At 55.5% G+C, this 17,870-nt stretch carries 13 protein-coding genes and 3 tRNA genes; 6 read left to right on the top strand and 10 right to left on the bottom strand.

The features are described from left to right. Positions 1 to 396: a hypothetical protein gene (locus HPY52_10470; protein ID NPV80680.1), complete on the bottom strand. Its 396-nt coding sequence runs from the start codon at positions 394 to 396 to the stop codon at positions 1 to 3. A 282-nt stretch (positions 397 to 678) separates the two neighbouring features. On the opposite strand from HPY52_10470, the gene HPY52_10465 reads away from it, so the two are divergent. Continuing rightward, complete coding sequence (locus HPY52_10465; GenBank protein ID NPV80679.1) at positions 679 to 1,839, top strand: site-specific integrase; 1,161 nt, start codon at positions 679 to 681, stop codon at positions 1,837 to 1,839. Between the two features lie 93 nt (positions 1,840 to 1,932). Here the strand turns inward: HPY52_10465 and HPY52_10460 are convergent. The 3 genes from HPY52_10460 to HPY52_10450 all read right to left on the bottom strand — a co-directional run bounded on the left by HPY52_10460 (position 1,933) and on the right by HPY52_10450 (position 2,199). Further along, positions 1,933 to 2,007: transfer RNA gene (locus tag HPY52_10460), tRNA-Thr, on the bottom strand. Positions 2,008 to 2,042: 35 nt separating this feature from the next. Next, positions 2,043 to 2,118, bottom strand: a tRNA-Glu gene (locus tag HPY52_10455). Between the two features lie 5 nt (positions 2,119 to 2,123). Beyond that, positions 2,124 to 2,199: transfer RNA gene (locus HPY52_10450), tRNA-Lys, on the bottom strand. A gap of 325 nt (positions 2,200 to 2,524) precedes the next feature. Here HPY52_10450 and corA point away from each other — a divergent pair. Together corA and HPY52_10440 are read left to right on the top strand one after the other, a co-directional pair. Next, on the top strand, positions 2,525 to 3,631 hold the full coding sequence (corA, locus tag HPY52_10445; GenBank protein NPV80678.1) for a magnesium/cobalt transporter CorA: 1,107 nt from the start codon (positions 2,525 to 2,527) through the stop codon (positions 3,629 to 3,631). 199 nt (positions 3,632 to 3,830) lie between these two features. Then, a complete protein-coding gene (locus HPY52_10440) occupies positions 3,831 to 5,333 on the top strand; it encodes a hypothetical protein (GenBank protein NPV80677.1) in 1,503 nt (500 codons plus the stop codon). A 128-nt stretch (positions 5,334 to 5,461) separates the two neighbouring features. Here HPY52_10440 and HPY52_10435 read toward each other — a convergent pair whose 3' ends face one another. From HPY52_10435 to HPY52_10415, 5 genes are all read right to left on the bottom strand, one after another. After that, entirely contained in the window at positions 5,462 to 6,844 is a 1,383-nt protein-coding gene (locus tag HPY52_10435) for an HD domain-containing protein (GenBank protein ID NPV80676.1), read from the bottom strand. A gap of 76 nt (positions 6,845 to 6,920) precedes the next feature. Next, the gene (locus tag HPY52_10430; GenBank protein NPV80675.1) at positions 6,921 to 8,222 is read right to left on the bottom strand and encodes an MBL fold metallo-hydrolase; all 1,302 of its coding nucleotides are present in this window, start codon (positions 8,220 to 8,222) and stop codon (positions 6,921 to 6,923) included. Positions 8,223 to 8,267: 45 nt separating this feature from the next. Then, positions 8,268 to 8,552 carry a hypothetical protein gene (locus HPY52_10425; GenBank protein ID NPV80674.1) on the bottom strand — a complete coding sequence of 95 codons (285 nt, stop codon included), beginning with the start codon at positions 8,550 to 8,552 and terminating at the stop codon, positions 8,268 to 8,270. A 65-nt stretch (positions 8,553 to 8,617) separates the two neighbouring features. Next, complete coding sequence (locus tag HPY52_10420; protein ID NPV80673.1) at positions 8,618 to 8,869, bottom strand: nucleotidyltransferase domain-containing protein; 252 nt, start codon at positions 8,867 to 8,869, stop codon at positions 8,618 to 8,620. Between the two features lie 415 nt (positions 8,870 to 9,284). Beyond that, positions 9,285 to 11,054, bottom strand: coding sequence for an FAD-dependent oxidoreductase (locus HPY52_10415; GenBank protein ID NPV80672.1), 1,770 nt, complete (start codon positions 11,052 to 11,054; stop codon positions 9,285 to 9,287). 341 nt (positions 11,055 to 11,395) lie between these two features. On the opposite strand from HPY52_10415, the gene HPY52_10410 reads away from it, so the two are divergent. The 3 genes from HPY52_10410 to HPY52_10400 all read left to right on the top strand — a co-directional run bounded on the left by HPY52_10410 (position 11,396) and on the right by HPY52_10400 (position 17,361). Continuing rightward, positions 11,396 to 11,938: a hypothetical protein gene (locus HPY52_10410; protein NPV80671.1), complete on the top strand. Its 543-nt coding sequence runs from the start codon at positions 11,396 to 11,398 to the stop codon at positions 11,936 to 11,938. A 135-nt stretch (positions 11,939 to 12,073) separates the two neighbouring features. Further along, positions 12,074 to 16,144 carry a hypothetical protein gene (locus HPY52_10405; GenBank protein NPV80670.1) on the top strand — a complete coding sequence of 1,357 codons (4,071 nt, stop codon included), beginning with the start codon at positions 12,074 to 12,076 and terminating at the stop codon, positions 16,142 to 16,144. Between the two features lie 116 nt (positions 16,145 to 16,260). Continuing rightward, entirely contained in the window at positions 16,261 to 17,361 is a 1,101-nt protein-coding gene (locus HPY52_10400) for a hypothetical protein (protein NPV80669.1), read from the top strand. 45 nt (positions 17,362 to 17,406) lie between these two features. On the opposite strand, the gene HPY52_10395 is transcribed toward HPY52_10400, so the two are convergent. Then, positions 17,407 to 17,847: a hypothetical protein gene (locus HPY52_10395; GenBank protein ID NPV80668.1), complete on the bottom strand. Its 441-nt coding sequence runs from the start codon at positions 17,845 to 17,847 to the stop codon at positions 17,407 to 17,409. Positions 17,848 to 17,870 lie beyond the last annotated feature (23 nt).

Raw genomic sequence — 17,870 nt, 5'->3', positions numbered from 1 at the left:
TCAGTCATGTTCTAAGGCTAGGGATTCATAGTCAGAAGTGATACATGAATCTTCTAGTTCTTCCATTGTCTTGGAGGCAATATACTCTAACTCATGTAAAGACATATTGGGTGGACTGATTCCACCCTCGAACATAACCTTGGCTACCTCTTGCGCGATTTGCCTACGTCGGATTTCGCTATTCTTAATGGACTCAAGCGCTGCCTTAGCTATTGCTGTAAAGTCTACATCATCTCTAATGGATACGCGTTCAGTATATTCATTGAGAAATCGGATGCTCTCATTATCCCATAATCGTGTGCATGCATAAAGCACGAAGCTTTGTGCAGCCTCGGGAGATAAAGGTAAATTCAGTTTGCGGATAGATGAGCATACTTTATCTATCTTATTCATCACAGGATTTCGGTACCCCCTGTTGAATTCTTTCATAGTTTAAATTCCTGTATTACCATTCCCTATTAAGATATCGTCATAATCTCGGTCGTCATTAATAATGTGCCCTATTATAATATGCTCTTCAACAGAAAAGCTACTCAGATTTTATGGAGGCCATCGTTCACCAGTATATCTAAAACGGAGCGCCCCTTATTTTTGAACTAAAGTTATATAATTTTCCATTTTTGTCGGCAACAGGAATTAATTAATACGTTAACAGTTTGACCAAAGGAGAGTTCCTTTATGCGCGGTCACCTAGAGAAACGCTATGACTCATCCTGGACTATCATAATCGAGGCCGGGCGTGATCCCGCGACCGGCAAGCGTAAGAGGATAGTGCGCAGTTTCAAAGGTAACAAGCGGGACGCCGAGAAAGAGATGGTCCGGCTCATCAATGAACTAGAGAAAGGCATCTACGTTGAACCCTCCAATATGTCCCTGGCCGAATGGTTATATCAGTGGCTGGACACGCGCAAAAGGTCTCTTAGTCCTAAAACCCGGAGACGTTATAACGATTGCATAAAGCGGATCGTCCAAAAGCTCGGCCAGGTGCAGATTGACAAACTACGTCCCTATCATATACAGCAGTTCTATACCGAACTGAGCGACCCTCCGGGTGATGAAGAGCCCCTTGCGCCGGCGACAGTGCACTATCATCATGCCGTGCTCCATAGGGCCCTCAAGGATGCCGTGAAGCTACAGATCATACAGTCTAATCCGGCATCCGGCCTGGAACTGCCCAAGCTTCCCAAAACAAGGGTAAAGCCCTTGACGCAAAAGGAAATCAACGCCCTGTTAGAAGATGCCCAAAAGACCCAATACTACATTCCTATCCTGTTGGCCGTCACCTGCGGCTTGAGAAGAGGAGAGATATTCGGGCTCCGATGGCAAGATGTGGACCTGGACCGGGGTATCTTGATTGTAAACCAGGTGCTAGGTTATACCCCTGAGGATGGGCTCTATTTCAAAGAGCCAAAAACCGAGGAAAGCCGGGCGACGATCACCTTGCCCAAGCTCACTGTCGAAGCCCTGAAGCAATACCGCATAGAGCAGAACAAGAGAAGGCTCAGGAAAGGGGACCAGTGGGCTGATCTTGACCTGATATGCGACCGGGGCGACGGCCTCCCTCACCACCCGGACTCGATCACCTCCTGGTTCCCGGAGTGGATGGCGTCTAGGGGTATAACGGGCGAGACCTTCCACGGCCTCCGCCACGCCCACGCCAGCTGGCTCATAGACTTGGGTTTGCACCCCAAGATGATACAGGAGCGTATGCGACATAAGGACATCTCGACCACTATGATGATCTATGGCCATCTGATGCCTGGCCGGGACCAGCAGGCAGCCGGGAAAATCCAGGAAGCAATCGAGGGAAAGAAACAGCGCAAGAAGGCTGGTAAATAATAACACGGCACCGGTTCGGCACCGGGTACCTGCGCATGTTTCGTAGACAAAAAATAGTAGGCACCGCAAATGCCCGCGGTGCCTATGAAATTTTGGAGCCGACAATGGGACTTGAACCCATAACCTGCGCATTACGAATGCGCTGCTCTGCCATTGAGCTATGTCGGCCTAAAGGAATTTAATTTGTATGGAATTTAGATAAATGGCGCTCCCAGCGGAATTCGAATCCGCGTCGCCGCCTTGAAAGGGCGGTGTCCTAGGCCCCTAGACGATGGGAGCGCATTTGGTGAGCCATCGGGGATTCGAACCCCGGACACCCGGATTAAAAGTCCGGTGCTCTACCTACTGAGCTAATGGCCCGCGTTTCGAGGGCCAATATACCAGCTTGGGCTCGGGAATTCCCGCCCGCGGCCGGTGACAAAAATATGATAGCATAACTCATGGCCTTTTGCAAGGGCCATAGATGACTTCCATAGAATTACAGAGTGTTAGGGCGTTATAGAATTTGAAATCATATTGAGAAACCGGCTAAGAAATTTCCTCGAGTCACAGTTGCGTTATTCTACAGATAGTGCGATTATACTTATTAGAGATTTAGAGACAGCATGGGATGGCATGCCAGGAGACAGCATGAGATAACGTGCCAGACTCAGACTAAGGTGGTAAGGTAATGAGGTGACTAGGGGTGCTTCGAATTCTATTACCCGGCACGGAAGAGAAGGAAGAGAAAGAGACGCTTCGCGGACTGGAGCCAGGGGCTGTAAAGGCTCGAATTGCAGAGAGCTTAGCAAAGCAGGAATTTCTCTGGGTGGACCTTGAAACGCCGGCCCCGGATGAAGTAGAGCTCCTGAGCAGCGTCTTCAATTTCCATCCTCTAGCTATTGAAGACTGCCTGCATCGCCTCCAGCGGCCAAAGGTGGACGAATATCCCGGTTACCTTTTCCTGGTCCTTCATGCTGTCGGCCCGGATGCCCGCGGCCACGGGCAGCAACGGCAGCAGGAACGCGGAAAGCAGCAGGAATATGGAAAGCAACAGGACCGGGGAAATCAGCGGGAACGAGGGAATCGGGAGCGGCAGGCGCCCGGGGCCGGGGGACGTCTCTTCCGGGTTGCCGAGTTTGATATCTTCGTAGGCGCTAATTTCATAGTAACATTCCACTGGGACAAGCTCGAGTTCGTGGCCAAACTCCATGAAGAGTATAGGGCATCGCAGCAGCTCATGGAGAAGGGAATAGGGTTCCTCCTCCAGCAAATACTCGGGCGCCTCGTAGATGAATACTTTCCCCTCCTGGATAGGATTGAGGATCGGCTGGAGGCGATTGAAAACAGGATCTTTCTTTCACCAAGTCAGGAGCTACTTTCGGAGGCGTTTGTGCTCCGCCGGGGGATCCTGCGGGTCAGAAAATCCCTGTCCCCGCAGCGCGAAGTCCTGAGCGCTATCCTCCGCCGTGACCAGCCGTTCATGCGGCCTGTTGACCGCGCCTATTTCATGGATGTCTACGACCACGTGCTTAGGCTTTTCGATCTCGTTGACAACCATCATGACCTGCTTTCCGCCGCCCTGGATGCATACCTTTCGAGCATTTCCAACCGTATGAATGAGATCATGAAGGTTTTAACCATCATAACCACGATCATGATGCCGCTTTCGGTTATCGCAGGTATCTACGGCATGAATTTTGAGTATATGCCCGAACTTCGTCTCCGCTATGGCTATCCAGCTGCGCTGGGGCTGATGGCGCTGGTGAGTGCGGGGATGATCTGGTTTTTCAGGCGAAAGAAATGGCTATGATTCGCGAGGGAATTGGCTATGATTTGAGAAGCAAGTGGCCATGATTTGTTATAATTTTATTTTTAGCGCTCCGGCTCTCTGGCAGGATTTCATGAAAAGACTATAGAAGGAGAATTAAGGGGAATCATAGAAGCCGGCAGGCTTCAAAATTATAATGCTCAAAATAATGCCTAAGAAGAAGAACAGGAGGGTAAGAGAGATGAGATCTACACCAATTGGAATTGTCATGATGAATGACGAGCGGCCGCACGTATACAGTCAGAATAGCGCGGAAAACATGCGGGTCTTGCACGCATGGGCGGACATCATTCGAGCGAATCTCAAGAATCTGGACGGCACCACGCCCGAGGTCGTCGTCGGCTCCGAGACCATTACCAGCGTTCGCGTGGCACAAAAGGTGGGCGAGGAGCTCTCGCGAGCCAATGTGAAGCAGGTAATCATGTGTTACAATGTCTGGAACTTCCCCTTCCTGGTCTGGCCGTTTATAAACTCCGTGGGGCGGGATATACCCATTTTGAGCCTGTCCAACAATAACGGGGCCTTCCCGGGCAATGTAGGCCTCCTGGCCACGGACGGCGCGCTCCGGCAGGCGGGCGTGCGCACCCACCGGATCGTGGGCGAGATGAATGATCCAAAGACGCAGGCCAAGGTGGTCGACTGGCTCAGAGCCAGCGAGGCGCTGACCACCATGCAAAATGAGGTTTATGGCTGCTATGGCGGCCACTCGATGGGCATGGAGACGGGGTATTTCCATCTAGTCCCGACGCTGAAGCACCTGGGCGCCACGGTCAGCCAGATCGACCAGTTGCTCCTCGTCAAGACCATGGAGAAGGTTGATGAGACTGAGGTGGAGAAGGGCTTCAGGTGGTTCACCGAGCTTCTGGGCGACAGGATTCGCTATGACGGCAAGATGTTGACCCCGGAGACCCTGAAGACTCAGATCAGGCTCTATATAGCCATGCGAATGGTCAACGAGGAGAAGGGGTTCGATTTCTGCGGGCTCAAGGGCCAGCGTGAGCTGACAGAGTATGTGTGCCTTGGCGATATACCCGAGATGCTCATGAACGACCCTTATGACTGGAACGGCCCCAAGGAGCCGATGGTCTGCGCCACTGAGGCGGATTCGTATGCCGCCGTGACTATGCAAATGATGAAGTATATCAGCGGCGGCCTGCCAACCCTCTTCATGGATGTCCGCCTGTATCACCCCGACCTCGATATATGGGACTGGTGCAACTCGGGCAACCATTCGAGCTACTATGCGGCGCTGAGCATGGACCCGAGGGAGAACTTCAAGAAGATCACCTTCCATCCGGCCCTTGAGTTCTATTTCAAAGCCGGTGGGGCCTCGATGGAATATGATGCAGCTCCGGCGAAGATGACCTTTGCCAGGCTTGGCGTGTGGGACGATAAACCCTATATGGTCATCATGTCCGGCGAGAGCGTGGAGCTGCCGGCTGACGTGCGGAAGAAGCTCAACTCCGAGACGGACCCGACATGGCCGCACGTGCATGCGCGGCTTGACGCCTCGTTTGAGGAGTTTTTGAATGTCTTCCCGTGTAATCACGTGCTCGGCGTGGTTGGTGACCGCGTGCGGGCTCTGACCTACCTGTGCGAGATAGCGGGCATTACGCCGGTAATTCTGGGCCCTCGTGGTAGAGAGCGCCTGGCGCCGGTGTGGGAGCGGGTCGCAGTAAAGTAGCTAAATTCTAGAATAGTCAGGGATGGAATGGACAGAACACCTGGAGCATAACTAAAACATAGATAGAGCGCCCATGGCAAACTCCCGTGGCCGCTGGTGTGGATCAGGCGGCTGGTGCGGTCTCTGAGTCAACGCCCGGCAGTGGCACTAGCACTAGCACGGCTTAGCTCAAAAGCCACGCCAGCCGCCTCCACCACCTGCGGGTCGAACTGCGTGCCTGCGTTCCGGCGCAGGAGGTCGAGGGCTTCCCGCCAGGACATAACCTTTTGATACGGCCGCCCAGAGGTTACAGCATCCAGCGTATCGGCCACAGCCAGGATGCGCGCCCCCAGCGGTATATCATCGCCCTTCAGGCCATCCGGGTAGCCTTTGCCATCATAGCGTTCGTGATGGTAGCCTGCAATGTGGGCGATTTCTCCAAGGCCCTTTATCGAACCGATAATCTCCAGCGTAAGTTTGGGGTGTCTCCTGATGATCTCGAGCTCACCTGCAGTCAGCTTCCCGCTCTTATCGAGAACGGATCGCGGCACTGACACCTTTCCTGTGTCATGAAGGAGCCCGGCCGCCTCAAGCTTCCGCAGCTCCGAGGGCTTGAACCCCATCGCCTTTCCGATGTGGACTGCGTATTCGGCCACCCGCTCCGAGTGGCCGGCGGTATATTGATGCTTAGCATCGATGACCTTGGCGAAGATGGATAGGACCAGGCGGCCCGGGTTTTGCCTGCACTTTGGGATTATAGGCGGGATGCGGCTCCTAATGTCGCCCATAAGCTCCTTCAACCCGTCCTCGTTCAGTAGATGTTGAAATAGAGAATTGGAGGAGGAGCTCGGGTCGTTTGGGGAGCCAATTCCGGTGGATTCCACGAGGAGCTCGTAGATAGGCCTGGAGAACTCCGAGCCCACCTCGAGCTCAAAAGTCGCAGCTATATGATTCCTGAGAGTGGAGATCGAAGAGACGCCGTAGGGATTGAAGATGGGGGTGGCTGGCATTCCGCTGACGTGGATTCCGGTATACGCCCTGAATATCAGATCTAGGCTGTCGGCGGCGCGCAGTACCTGGCTTTCCTGCGAGATCTCCCGCTCGCGCTTTCCGGCGGGGTAGCCCTTGCCATCCCAATACTCGTGATGTTCCAGGATCATCTTGGCCGCGCCCTCGAGCCCCGGCACCTCCTGGACGATGGCGGCACCGCGTGCGGGGTGCTGGAGAATCTCGGGCACGGATAGCTGGGCTTCGAGCGTAGGATAGTGAACTACGTGATCCGGGAGCCCCATTGCCCCTATATCATGGAGCAGACCGCCGTAAAACACCTCCGGCAGGAGCCCGGTCCCGAGTTTTTCTGCTGCCAGGGCTGCGATAGCCGCAACCCTCCACCCGTGATAAAGCTTCCTATCCTCCTCCACGTCGAGGACCATTGACAGGGCTGAGACTATATCGGAAAACAACTCATCGCTGCATTCGAGAGGCTCATTCGCGCCTGCCGCCGCCGCCAGTGCTGCCGGTGTTGCTTCCATACAACCAGAAGGCCCCCTTTTGCTACGGTTATCCCGCTATCCCGGTACCATGCTATTCCGGTACCCTATTATCCCGTTATTCTGTTATCCCATTATTCTGTTGCCCCGTTATTCCATTATTCCGTTGTGATGCTTGGCCCGTTGCCATGCCTACTGCGGCGTTCATACGTACCGCTCGTGCCTGTCTCGCGACCTTTCGCCCGAGTTCGCGGCAGCTCTCGAGCTCCTCCGGGGAAGGGACCCACTTCACGCCCAATCCAGGCTCCACAAGCTCTATACCTGCAGCGCGGAGCCTTTCCTCTATGACCTCCACCGCCCCGCCGCTCCAGCCATATGAGCCGAAGGCCATCCCGATCTTCTTGACGGGTTTCAAGCCGCGCACCTCATCAAGAAAGGAGCTTACCGTCGGGAGCACACCCCTGTTTATGGTCGAACATCCCACGACCAGTGCCCTGGCTGTAAGCAATTCGGTGATGATGTCGCTCTCGTCGGCTCCAAAAAGCCTGTAAAGCCTGGCATCGACGCCCTCATCGATCGCACCTTGGAGGATGGCCTTCGCCATCTTTTCCGTGCCGCCCCACATGGTTTCGTAGACCACGAGCATCTCCGGCGCAGCGGAACCTACCGGCTTCCCCTCTGCCCACTTTGCATAGGCATTGATAATCCTTCCCGGGTCCTTTCGCCATATGATCCCATGGCTAGGTGCGATCATATTTACCGGGATTTTCATATCCTGGAGTTCCTTCAGCTTCCGCAGGACAAGGACGCTAAATGGCATGAGGATGTTGGCGTAATACTTGGCCGCCTCCCTCATCAGCTCATGCTCGTCCACCTCATCGTCAAACCGTCCCGTCGTCGCTATGTGCTGCCCAAACGCGTCGTTGGGCATGAGGATGCCGTCTTCTTTTACGTAAGTGAACATGCTATCGGGCCAGTGGAGCATCGGCGCCTCGATGAAGGAGAGGGTGCGCCTGCCCAGCTTGAGCTCTTGTCCAGTCTTTACGGGGTGGAAGTCCCAGCCGGACGCAGGAGCGTAGTGTTTCTTAAACTCGTCGACACCCTTCAGGCTACAGAAAATCTGGGCGTTGGGGATGATACTCATAAGCCTCGGAAGGGCGCCTGAATGATCCACCTCGACGTGATTTGCTATCACGTAATCTATCCTGGCCGGGTCTATCACATCGCTTATATTACTGATCAATTCGTCGGTGAATGGGGTGAACACCGTGTCCACAAGCGCCGTCTTTTCGTCGACAATGAGATAGGAGTTATATGTTACGCCATGGTGCGTAGAATAGGCGGGTCCATGGAAGTGTCGAATATTCCAGTCGACCGCACCGACCCAGTATATTCCCTCAGTTAGCTTGACTGTTGACATGTTGACATGACCTCTTTTCTGCCTATCTTTCTGGATATATTTCTCTTATATGTGCCATGATCTCATTGGTGCCATATATGCAAAGAGTGCAAAAAGGATCAGGACCAGTATGAGAATCCACCAGGCGACCCCGCGGTGGCCGCAGCCGGAGAGGAGGGAGAGCCCGTAAAGGATCAGCAGGACAGGCCAGTATGTCGCGAGCAGGTCCCAAATGTTCACGGTGATCAGGCCATAATTATTGAGCAGGAGGACGATACCGATAACTATCAGGAAGAGGGGGAATACCGGGCTTCTGCCGCCGCATGTCACTAGTCTCACAACCTTTACCATATGTTGAAGAAACCCATCTTCTACATTCGGCTTCTCATTAAATCTCGCCCATCACAAGTTGCCGATCATTGTGAGAGATCCTTCCCTTCCTGGAGAATCCGCTGTCTAAATTCGGGGTCGGCATCCTCAAGGACAACCAGATCCACATTAAATACACTCATCCGGTGTAGTTTAGATAAGATGCGCCAATATGTAGACCAATCAATGCCTTCCACTGCCAAGTCGATATCGCTTCGAGGGGTAAATCGATCACTCCTGGTCAGTGAACCAAAGAGTACTACCTTGCTAGCACCAGCCTCGGTCAGGAAGGAGGCCATCTTTTTTGCATCCTCCCTCGCCCTTTGGCGTGCTCTTTCGGACTGTTTGGCCCATAGCTGCGCCCTGCTTCTTAAGCCTTCGACATAAGGCTTGACATCCAACTTAGCCCCCCAGACGTGCGATCGCCCTCGCCATTCTAAGCATACGGGCACGCGTCCGGATCTCGCACAATCTCACACAATATTGACTGGTACTCATCCACATCATAGCATTTATGCTGGCATAAGGCAATAGGTGCCCGCCGCCTGCGTGGCCTCCCGGTGGCCTTCTATACGTAGCGTAGGTATACGTAGGTATAGATGTAGCGTAGGTATAAATAGCGTGGGTATAGGTAAGCAGTATCACAGTATGTGTTTACATAGCTCGTGTTTATATAGCTCGGCGTCAGACTACATGGCCAGACTACATGGCGCGTTAGGATTTCTTCGCCTCGCGGTCGCGCATCACAGCCTGGTAGGTCCGCCACCCCCCGCTCAGGTTTTTGACATGTTTAAATCCGTGCTGCATCAGAATCCTGCACGCCAGGTATGCCCGTAGCCCCACCTGGCAATACACGACGATGTCCTTATCCCTGGGAAGCTCCTGCAGCCGCCCGCGCAGCTGGTCGAGGGGGATGTTGACTGAGCCCTCTATAACCCCCATCTGGCATTCAAAAGGCTCGCGCACATCCAGCAGCAATGTGCGATCCCTGTCCAGGCCTTCGATTTCATTGCAGTGAATGATGTCCACATCTCCATTCAGGATATTGCCCGCCACATAGCCCGCCATATTGACGGGGTCCTTGGCCGAGGAATACGGCGGCGCGTATGCAAGCTCGAGTTCCTGGAGGTCGAAGACGCTCTTGCCAAATCGGATGGCCGTCGCCAGCACATCGATCCTCTTGTCGACGCCGTCGCGCCCAACCGCCTGGGCGCCCAGGAGCAGGCCATCGGGGGCGAAGACGATCTTGAGCGATATCGGGACGCCGCCGGGATAGTATCCTGCATGGGACGCCGGGTGGATGATAGAGCTGATGCATGGCCTCCCTAGCTCTCTAAGGGTCTTTTCGTTGCCCCCCGTGGTCGCCACGACCAGGTCGAAGACCTTGACGATCGCCGTGCCCTGGGTCCCGGCATATTTCTGCTTCCTGCCGCAGATATTATCCGCCACGATGCGCCCTTGCTTATTCGCGGGGCCGGCCAGGGGTATCGGTATGCGTCGCCCGGTCGTGAAATCGGTGACCTCGATAGCGTCGCCTATTGCATATATATCAGGGTCGGATGTCTCGAGGTACTCGTTAACCGCGATCCCCCCGCGTTCGCCGATCTCGAGGCCTGCATCCTTCGCGAGGGTTACGTCGGGTCTGACCCCGATCGCCAGGATCACCATGTCCGTCTCGATTCGCCTTCCACTGCACAGCTCGACGATGGTCTTGTTATTCACCGCGGCCCTTGTCCCGGCGCCGCCATCTCCATCTCCATCCCCATCCTTCTCCCTATCTTCGTTCCCGTTCCCGCTGCCGTTTCCATAGTCATCATTTTTTATATAAAACCCCTTGACCCCGTCTCCGAGGTAGAGTTTTACATCTTTATCCCTGAGATAATTATGAACAATGGCAGCCATTTCAGGATCCAGGCTGAGCATCACCTGGGGCGCCATTTCAACAATGGAAACTTCGATTCCCTGATTATATAGGTTTTCCGCCGCCTCCAGGCCTATGAAGCCCCCGCCCACAACAACGGCCGTCCCGGGCTTCCTGGAATCGATGAAATCTTTGATGCGGTCGGTATCGGGGATATCGCGGAGCGTGAATATAGTTGGCAGGTCTATGCCAGGGAACCCGGGCTTGATGGGCCGTGCGCCAGGGGAGAGGACGAGCTTATCGTAGGCTTCATAATATTCCCTTCCCGTTTTATGATCCTTGACGCGCACGCGCTTTTGCGCCCGGTCAATGCCAGTGACCTCGTTTTGGGTCCTGATATCGATATTGAAGCGAGCCTTCATCGTCTCCGGGGTCTGGACGAGGAGCTTCTTGCGGTCCTTTATAACCCCGCCGATGTAGTAGGGGAGTCCGCAGTTGGCATATGATATGTAGCCCCCCTTTTCAAACACGATGATCTCGGCTTCCTCGTCGATCCTCCGAAGCCGCGCCGCTGCGCTCGCGCCTCCCGCGACGCCCCCGACTATAAGCACCTTTCTTGCCATAATCCTGCCCCGCCCTATCGCCCCATCGCAGTCATATTACGGGTGTCTCACAACACGCCTCCTGCCTCCTGTGGCGGGCTCGAGCCTCCTTGTCTCTCTATTTAAGGGGTCAAATCAAGGGGACGAACTGAACTAACTGAGCTATATACATTATACAGGCGGGACCGGTTCAATACAAGTTTTAATATAAGGTCCAAGCGGAGTGGCCCAGACTTTATCTTATATCTTAATTCTGCGATGTCTCATAGAATCTCCCATAATATATAATGCACGAGTTGAGATAGATTTAAAAAAGTTTTGTATATCTTTACGCAAGTCAGCCGGACCTCGTATCCGCGTGGCTGGAGGCCCTGTGCAGGCAGGAGATAAGGAGGATCCACGAATTCGTGGACCATTCGCTCTCGCCGGTGGTGCTTGTCTATTCCGATATAGCCTTTAAGACGTCGACGCTCTTTTCCCCGGCTTTCCTCCGCAAGGAATTCTTCCCGAGGATGAAGAGGGTTGTAGATGCCTGGCACGAGCACGGCGTCAAGTGCATCTTTCACTCAGATGGGAACCTCATGGGCGTCCTAGACGATCTCGTGGCCACAGGTGTTGATGGCTTGAACCCGCTCGAACCGCTTGCTGGCATGGATCTCAAGACAGTCCGTGAGCGTTACCCCGATCTTATTTTGATGGGGAATATCGACTGCAGTGAGCTCCTTCCGCGCGGAACAGTGGCTGAAGTGGAGGCTGCAGTGAGAAAGGCCATCGATGATGTGGCTGGTTCGGGAGGCTATATACTCTCATCCAGCAGCGAACTCCACCCCGGGTGCAAGACGGAGAACTGCATCGCGATGATCGAGACGGGAAAGGCATATGGAAGGTATCCCCGAGAGGCTTAGATGAAACGTAGGGGGGAGAGGGATTGAAAGAAGGGGAATTAGGCCCGGACCTAGAACAAGTAATATGTCTTGGAATATGTCTGGGAGTTTGCTAGATTTTGAATTTGCCAGATTTTGAGACCAGGAGGGTATATCATGTCTTTGGCGAACGAGCTAAGATCCACTTCTGTCAAACCATCCCATGAATACGGTCCAACCGCCTTTTGGTTCATAAACAATGACATGAATCCCGGCGACCTGAGCTGGTCCCTACAGGAGCAGCGCGAAAAGGGCTTCGCGGGGGTATTCATGCACCCGCGTACGGGCCTCGAGGTCGAGTACCTCTCCGGGGCCTTCTGGGAGGGGATTCGCCATGCCATAAAAGAGGCTTCGCGCCTCGGCATGAAGGCGTGGATGTATGATGAGTATAACTGGCCGAGCGGGCCCGTCGGCGGGCGCCTGTTGCGCGAACACCCCGAATACCGGGAGGTGTTTCTCGATTACCGGGTTTACCGGGTGGGGGCCGGCGAGACGTTAAGGGCGAGCCTCCCCGAGGGAACTCACCCCCTTGCAGCCACCGCCATCTCTGCCTTTCCCCCTGCCCGCGTCACAGCTACAGGGGTAGCTCATGATCAATTGGGGCCCCTGGGTCAATATGAGCCTCATGATGAGGATAAGCCTCATAGTGAGGGTCAAACTGTAATTTCTGGCGTGGTAGACCTGGCCGGTTATATAGACTTGACTGGTTACATAGGGCCGGATAATACCCTCACCTGGACTGCGCCGGGGCGGGTGCGAACCGCACCGGAGCAGGCGCAGGCCGCGTGGGATGTTGTTGTCTTCTTCACCGGGACCAGCGACGACCAGTTCTTCTGCACGGCGAATGCGCCCTGGACCAGGGCCGAGCGGGGCTACCTCGACCTTATGAATCCAGAGGCGGTATCAAAATTCCTGGAGCTGACCCATGAGGAATACGCGAAGCGCTTCGGCGAGCACTTTGGAAAGACCATCCCCGGCGTTTTTACCGACGAACCCGGCCATTACAAGGGCATGCCCTGGACGGGGAGGTTCCTTGATGAGTTCCGGAGACGGAAAGGCTACGACCTGCGGCCGCACCTCTACAAGCTCGCCCTTCCTGCCGGGGATTATGTCCGGATTCGCTGCGATTACCATGAAGTCGCCACCTCGCTCTATATCGAGGCTTTCTACAGGCAGGTAAGGCTCTGGTGCGAGGAGCACGGCCTGGAGCTCACCGGCCATCCCATCTGGGAGGAGGATTTATTCTTGATGCCCGTGGCGCACGGCAGCATCGCTTCTGTGTGGCGCGAGATGCATATGCCCGGGATCGACTATCTAGGGGATGCCGGACCGTATGATAAATCCAACGCCTATGAAACGAAGAACCTCGCACCTAAGCTCCTGGCGAGCCTTGCCCACCAGCTCGGGAAGAAGCGGATCTTGTGTGAGATATTCGGCGGGAACGGCTGGGCGACTGACCTGGCGGGGTATAAGAAGGTGGTCAACTGGGCCCTGGCCACCGGCATAGACTTCTTTAACCCGCACGCGGTCCACGTATCGTTGAAGGGCCTTCGTAAGAGGGACTTCCCGGCAAGCCATTTTGTCCAGCAGCCCTGGTGGGAGCATTACGAGCGCCTTTCCTCCTATATCGCGCGTGGCTCCTATATTAACACCCACACGGAACACGTGGCCGATATAGCCGTGCTTTTCCCCACATTTACGCTCTGGGCTGAGCATACCCTGCACGATAAGGCGCCCTTTATGCGGCAGGTGAAGCGCGCCATTATCGACCTGGCTGATGCCCTGCCGCGGATCCAGAGGGATTATGATTTTATTTTTGACGAGATGCTATTGGAGGCGTTTTCTTCCGGGGATGGCGGCGATCCGAGTCACCCTGAGGCAGGGCAGTTAGACCAGGTAGCAAGGGATTTCGTTGTACGCGTGAAAGTTGACCCGGGTGCGAAGGTGGACCCGGCTGGCGCTGGCACTGGTACTGGCGGTGGCACCGGCACTGGCACGGGGGCTGGCACAGGTGTTGATAAGGGCACAGGGGTTGCCGGCCCGGCCCTTGTGGTTGGCAAGGAATCCTTCCACGCGGTGATCATCCCGCCCGCATCGACGATATCGCGGGAGACTGCGAGGCTCCTCAGGGAGTTCTATGACGCTGGGGGCACCGTCATCGCCATCGGCGCTGTGCCTGTGAATTCGCCACGTCAGGCGCTGGATCCTGAGGTGGTGGAGGCCATGCGGGGTATCTTCGGTTTCGAGGCCGCGGCGGCGACGGGCGAAGGCGCGGGCGTGGGCGGGAGCATGAGGGCGGCGAATCCGGATGCTCACGATTCCCGGGGACCCCGTATCCGGCAGGGCGCAGGCGGCGGGAAGGCAGTGTGGATTCCATTGCCGGTCTTACCGCAGGGCAGCGGGGATTATGCCGGTCATGCTGGTAAAGGATGCGCTGATGTTGCAGCTGATGTTGGAGGATTTCGTGCCTGGCTCAAGGCAACCCTGGGGGACATCCTGGGACGCTTTCTACCGCCTGATCTTGTGGTTGAAAACCTCGCTACACCAGGAAAGCCCGGCGCGCCTGGCGTGAACAGGGATCTAAATGGGGATCTAATGTATTCGCACCGCAGGGCAGGGGATCTCGATCTCTATTTCGTCGCAAATCTGGAGAACTGTCGACAGGATGTCGCCCTCAGATTCGGGGCGGGCGTAAAGGGTGCAAGTGGCCAGGATTTAGTGACAGGGAACGGTGGTGGTAGTATGATAGGGGATGGTAGCGGCAGCAGCCATGGCTCCGGCCCTAGCCCTGGTCATAGCCATAATAATGGCCACGTGGAGGTATGGGACCCGTCGAGCGGTGAGATATTTGCGGTCCCGGCGGGCCGGGATGGCTCTATCCCCTTCAGCTTCGAGCCGTATGAGGCGTTCTATTTTGTCTTGGACCGGGCCGGAACCGGAGCCGCCGGTCGCGGGCAAGGCCAGAGCCAGGAACAAGAACAGGAGCAGGGAAATGAGGCGAGCGGACATACACCGGCAGAGGGGCGGGGCGCGGGTGCCGGGGTGGCCGGCGAGCCCGTCGTGCTCCGCGACGAGTGGGATATAAGGCTCGAGAAGCCCAATATGCTTCTTCTCGAGCCCTGGACGGTCCGGGTTGGCGGCGATGATGAGGATAGCCGGGGCCAGGGCCAGGAGGACGGCAGTGCTGAGACCTGCGAGATACTCGTTAGCCGCTATGAATCCCTCGAGGAGCTGGCGAAGTCATGGCACACCGGCGATGAATCCGGGGTTGGTGAGAGCGCTCACCGGAAGAGGCACAGGGAGATGGACTATTTACTGGATGAAGCATCAATGATACCGCCGGGCGCCTATTATACAGCAAGCGCCGGGTTCAACCTGGAGGATTACCCGGGTGAGGACCTGGTGCTGGTCTATGAGGACTTGGGGGAGCCGGTAAGGATTGAGGTCAACGGGCAGAACATAACCGGCGAGGCAGAACCCATCTTTGTCTGGGATAGATGCAATCGCGCTATAAAACTAGGTGTATATGTGCGGCAGGGCTTCAATGAGGTTAAAATCCGCGCACGAATGCCCGCATGGCCCTCGCAGAGGCCTAATAAGCATGGGCTCGAGCCTGTTGTCCTCCTGGGGGATTTCATGGTAAGAGTCGAGGATGTAGGCCATGGGGATGCAGGCCCTGGTGACGCGGGGCCTCAGGGCGCGGAACCACATGAAGGCACGGGGCCGAGTGAGAGTGTGGGACTGTATACAGGCAGGACGCTGGTGAAGACGGCGAGCTCGATGAGATCTGGTTCATGGACGGAGAATGGGCTTCCAAATTACGTCGGAGCCGTGCTCTATCGCCAGAGGTTTGTGCTGCCGGAAGCCTGGTTTGAACGTTGGCGCGGCCGTAGATCTGATGGGCGTGAAAAAGGATGTGGGTCTGATGAGCATGAAAAATATGAGCTTTTCCTTGAATTCGAGGACGTGAAGTCGACCGCCGAGGTGACCCTGAACGGCCATAAGCTGCCGCCTCTCATCTGGCCGCCCTACCGCGTCAACATCAGCGAGGCAGCCAGGGTGGGAGAGAACGAGGTGGAGATAAGGGTGACGAACACCATCGCTAACCTCCTGGCAACGCCGCGTCCGGCCGGGATCCTTGGCGCGGTGAAAGTCGTTCCTTATAGGAAATGGGATGCATCGATATAGAAGGCATAGATATAGAAGGCGTTGATACAGGATGCATCGATATAGGAGATGGGATGGGAGGTGTAGATTATACCATGGTGGCAAGTCTTGCAGCGTGGCCGAGAGCTCTGGGTTCCATGAGTCCGCGAGAGCGCGTCCTTGCCGCGCTCGGCAGGCGAAAGCCTGATAAGGTCCCGAGGGAGATAAGCTACGGTGCGTTTACTCCGGCTCTGATGGAGGTATTCCGCGAGAAGACGGGGGCTGATGATCCTGCGGAATACTTTGATTTCGAGGTGCGGCCCGTAGCCTTTCGGCCAACCCGGGTAACGCGCCAGGTCCCTCCCGAGGTGGCCGGGCTGTCAGGAGGAGGAAAGGGGGAAGGAGAGGGAGAGGGAGAAGTAACTATTGATGAATGGGGCGTAGCGTTTAGGAAGGGTTCATCATATCATTTTGTCAGGCTCATTCATCACCCCCTCGGGCGCGCACAAACTGTTTCGGATGTGGAGGAATTCATGTTCCCGGATTTCATGGAGCCATACCGCCACGAGCATTTTGACACCGAGGTCAAACGGTGGCACGACCGAGGGTATGCCGTGATGGGCGAGCTTTACCAGACGATTTTCGAGATCGCCTGGTTCTTGCGGGGCATGGAGAACCTTCTCGTAGACTTCATGGTAAACCCGGATATTGCAGCTGCGCTCCTGGATAGGCTCACAGAGCTCCGGTGCCGGCAGGCGGTCCGCTATGCAGAGGCTGGGGTGGATATCTTGCGGCTCGGGGACGACATCGCCTCCCAGAGGGGGCTTGTAATGAGCCCCGAAACCTGGCGAAGGTGGCTGAAGCCTCGCCTCGGAAAGGTGATCGCGGCGGCGAGAGGTGTCAATCCTGGAATACATGTGTTTTACCACTGTGATGGCGATCCGACAGTGATAATACCGGAGCTTATAGAGGTCGGCGTGGATGTCCTCAACCCTGTCCAGCCTGAGTGTATGGACCCGGCGCGCGTGAAAATGGAATATGGGGACCGGCTTGCCTTCTGGGGCACAATCGGGACCCAGTCAACCATGCCGTTTGGCACCCCTGACGAGGTGCGCAGGGTCGTCAAGGAACGGGTGGAGGTGGTGGGGAAGGGCGGGGGCCTCCTGCTCGCGCCGACTCACATCCTCGAGCCCGAGGTGCCGTGGGAGAATATACTTGCATTCTTTGAGGCTATTGAGGAATACGGGTGGTATCGGTGACGCCGCTGGTCATCTGATCATTATCTATAATCTATAATCTATGATCTATAACTCCCAGCTCTCCCCATCTGCATACATGATCTTATGCTGGTTGAGGAGTTCTAGTGCATTATCATCAAATCCGCTTGTGCTGTAGAAGATGTAGTACCCTTTTACCCCAAGCTCCCGCGCAGTCTCCTTTACCTTGAGGAACTCCTCGACCTCGCTTTGGCCTGCCTTCCTGCCGTGAGCCTTCACATTGATTAGAAGGTCCTGTCCATCCTCGAGACTCCTCGCCCATATGTCTATCTCGTGCTCCCTACCGCCCTCGAGGTTTATCCTGCTGGACTTAACCTCCCGGTACGAGGTGAATTCGGCGCCCTCCTGGTAATTATACACCTTATCCCTGAGGCGGGCACCCTCCTTCCTGTACTCCTCAAACCTCAGGTAGCGCATTAAGAGGTATTCCAGGATGTGACCCTTGTGATAGCTATCCCGGCCCTTCACCTTCCGAAGCTCCCGCTTTAGTT

It is taken from the genome of Bacillota bacterium, from assembly GCA_013178415.1.
GTDB lineage: Bacteria > Bacillota > SHA-98 > Ch115 > Ch115 > Ch115.
The sequence above is the reverse complement of the archived record's forward strand: the minus strand, read 5'-3'. Positions and strand labels throughout refer to the sequence as shown.

Coding starts and splice junctions, on each gene's coding strand:
- HPY52_10465 (NPV80679.1), top strand. CDS start 679: ATGCGCGGTCACCTAGAGAAACGCTATGACTCATCCTGGACTATCATA.
- HPY52_10440 (NPV80677.1), top strand. CDS start 3,831: ATGAGATCTACACCAATTGGAATTGTCATGATGAATGACGAGCGGCCG.
- HPY52_10435 (NPV80676.1), bottom strand. CDS start 6,844: ATGGAAGCAACACCGGCAGCACTGGCGGCGGCGGCAGGCGCGAATGAG.
- HPY52_10430 (NPV80675.1), bottom strand. CDS start 8,222: ATGTCAACAGTCAAGCTAACTGAGGGAATATACTGGGTCGGTGCGGTC.
- HPY52_10425 (NPV80674.1), bottom strand. CDS start 8,552: ATGGTAAAGGTTGTGAGACTAGTGACATGCGGCGGCAGAAGCCCGGTA.
- HPY52_10420 (NPV80673.1), bottom strand. CDS start 8,869: ATGGCCTCCTTCCTGACCGAGGCTGGTGCTAGCAAGGTAGTACTCTTT.
- HPY52_10415 (NPV80672.1), bottom strand. CDS start 11,054: ATGGCAAGAAAGGTGCTTATAGTCGGGGGCGTCGCGGGAGGCGCGAGC.
- HPY52_10405 (NPV80670.1), top strand. CDS start 12,074: ATGTCTTTGGCGAACGAGCTAAGATCCACTTCTGTCAAACCATCCCAT.
- HPY52_10400 (NPV80669.1), top strand. CDS start 16,261: ATGAGTCCGCGAGAGCGCGTCCTTGCCGCGCTCGGCAGGCGAAAGCCT.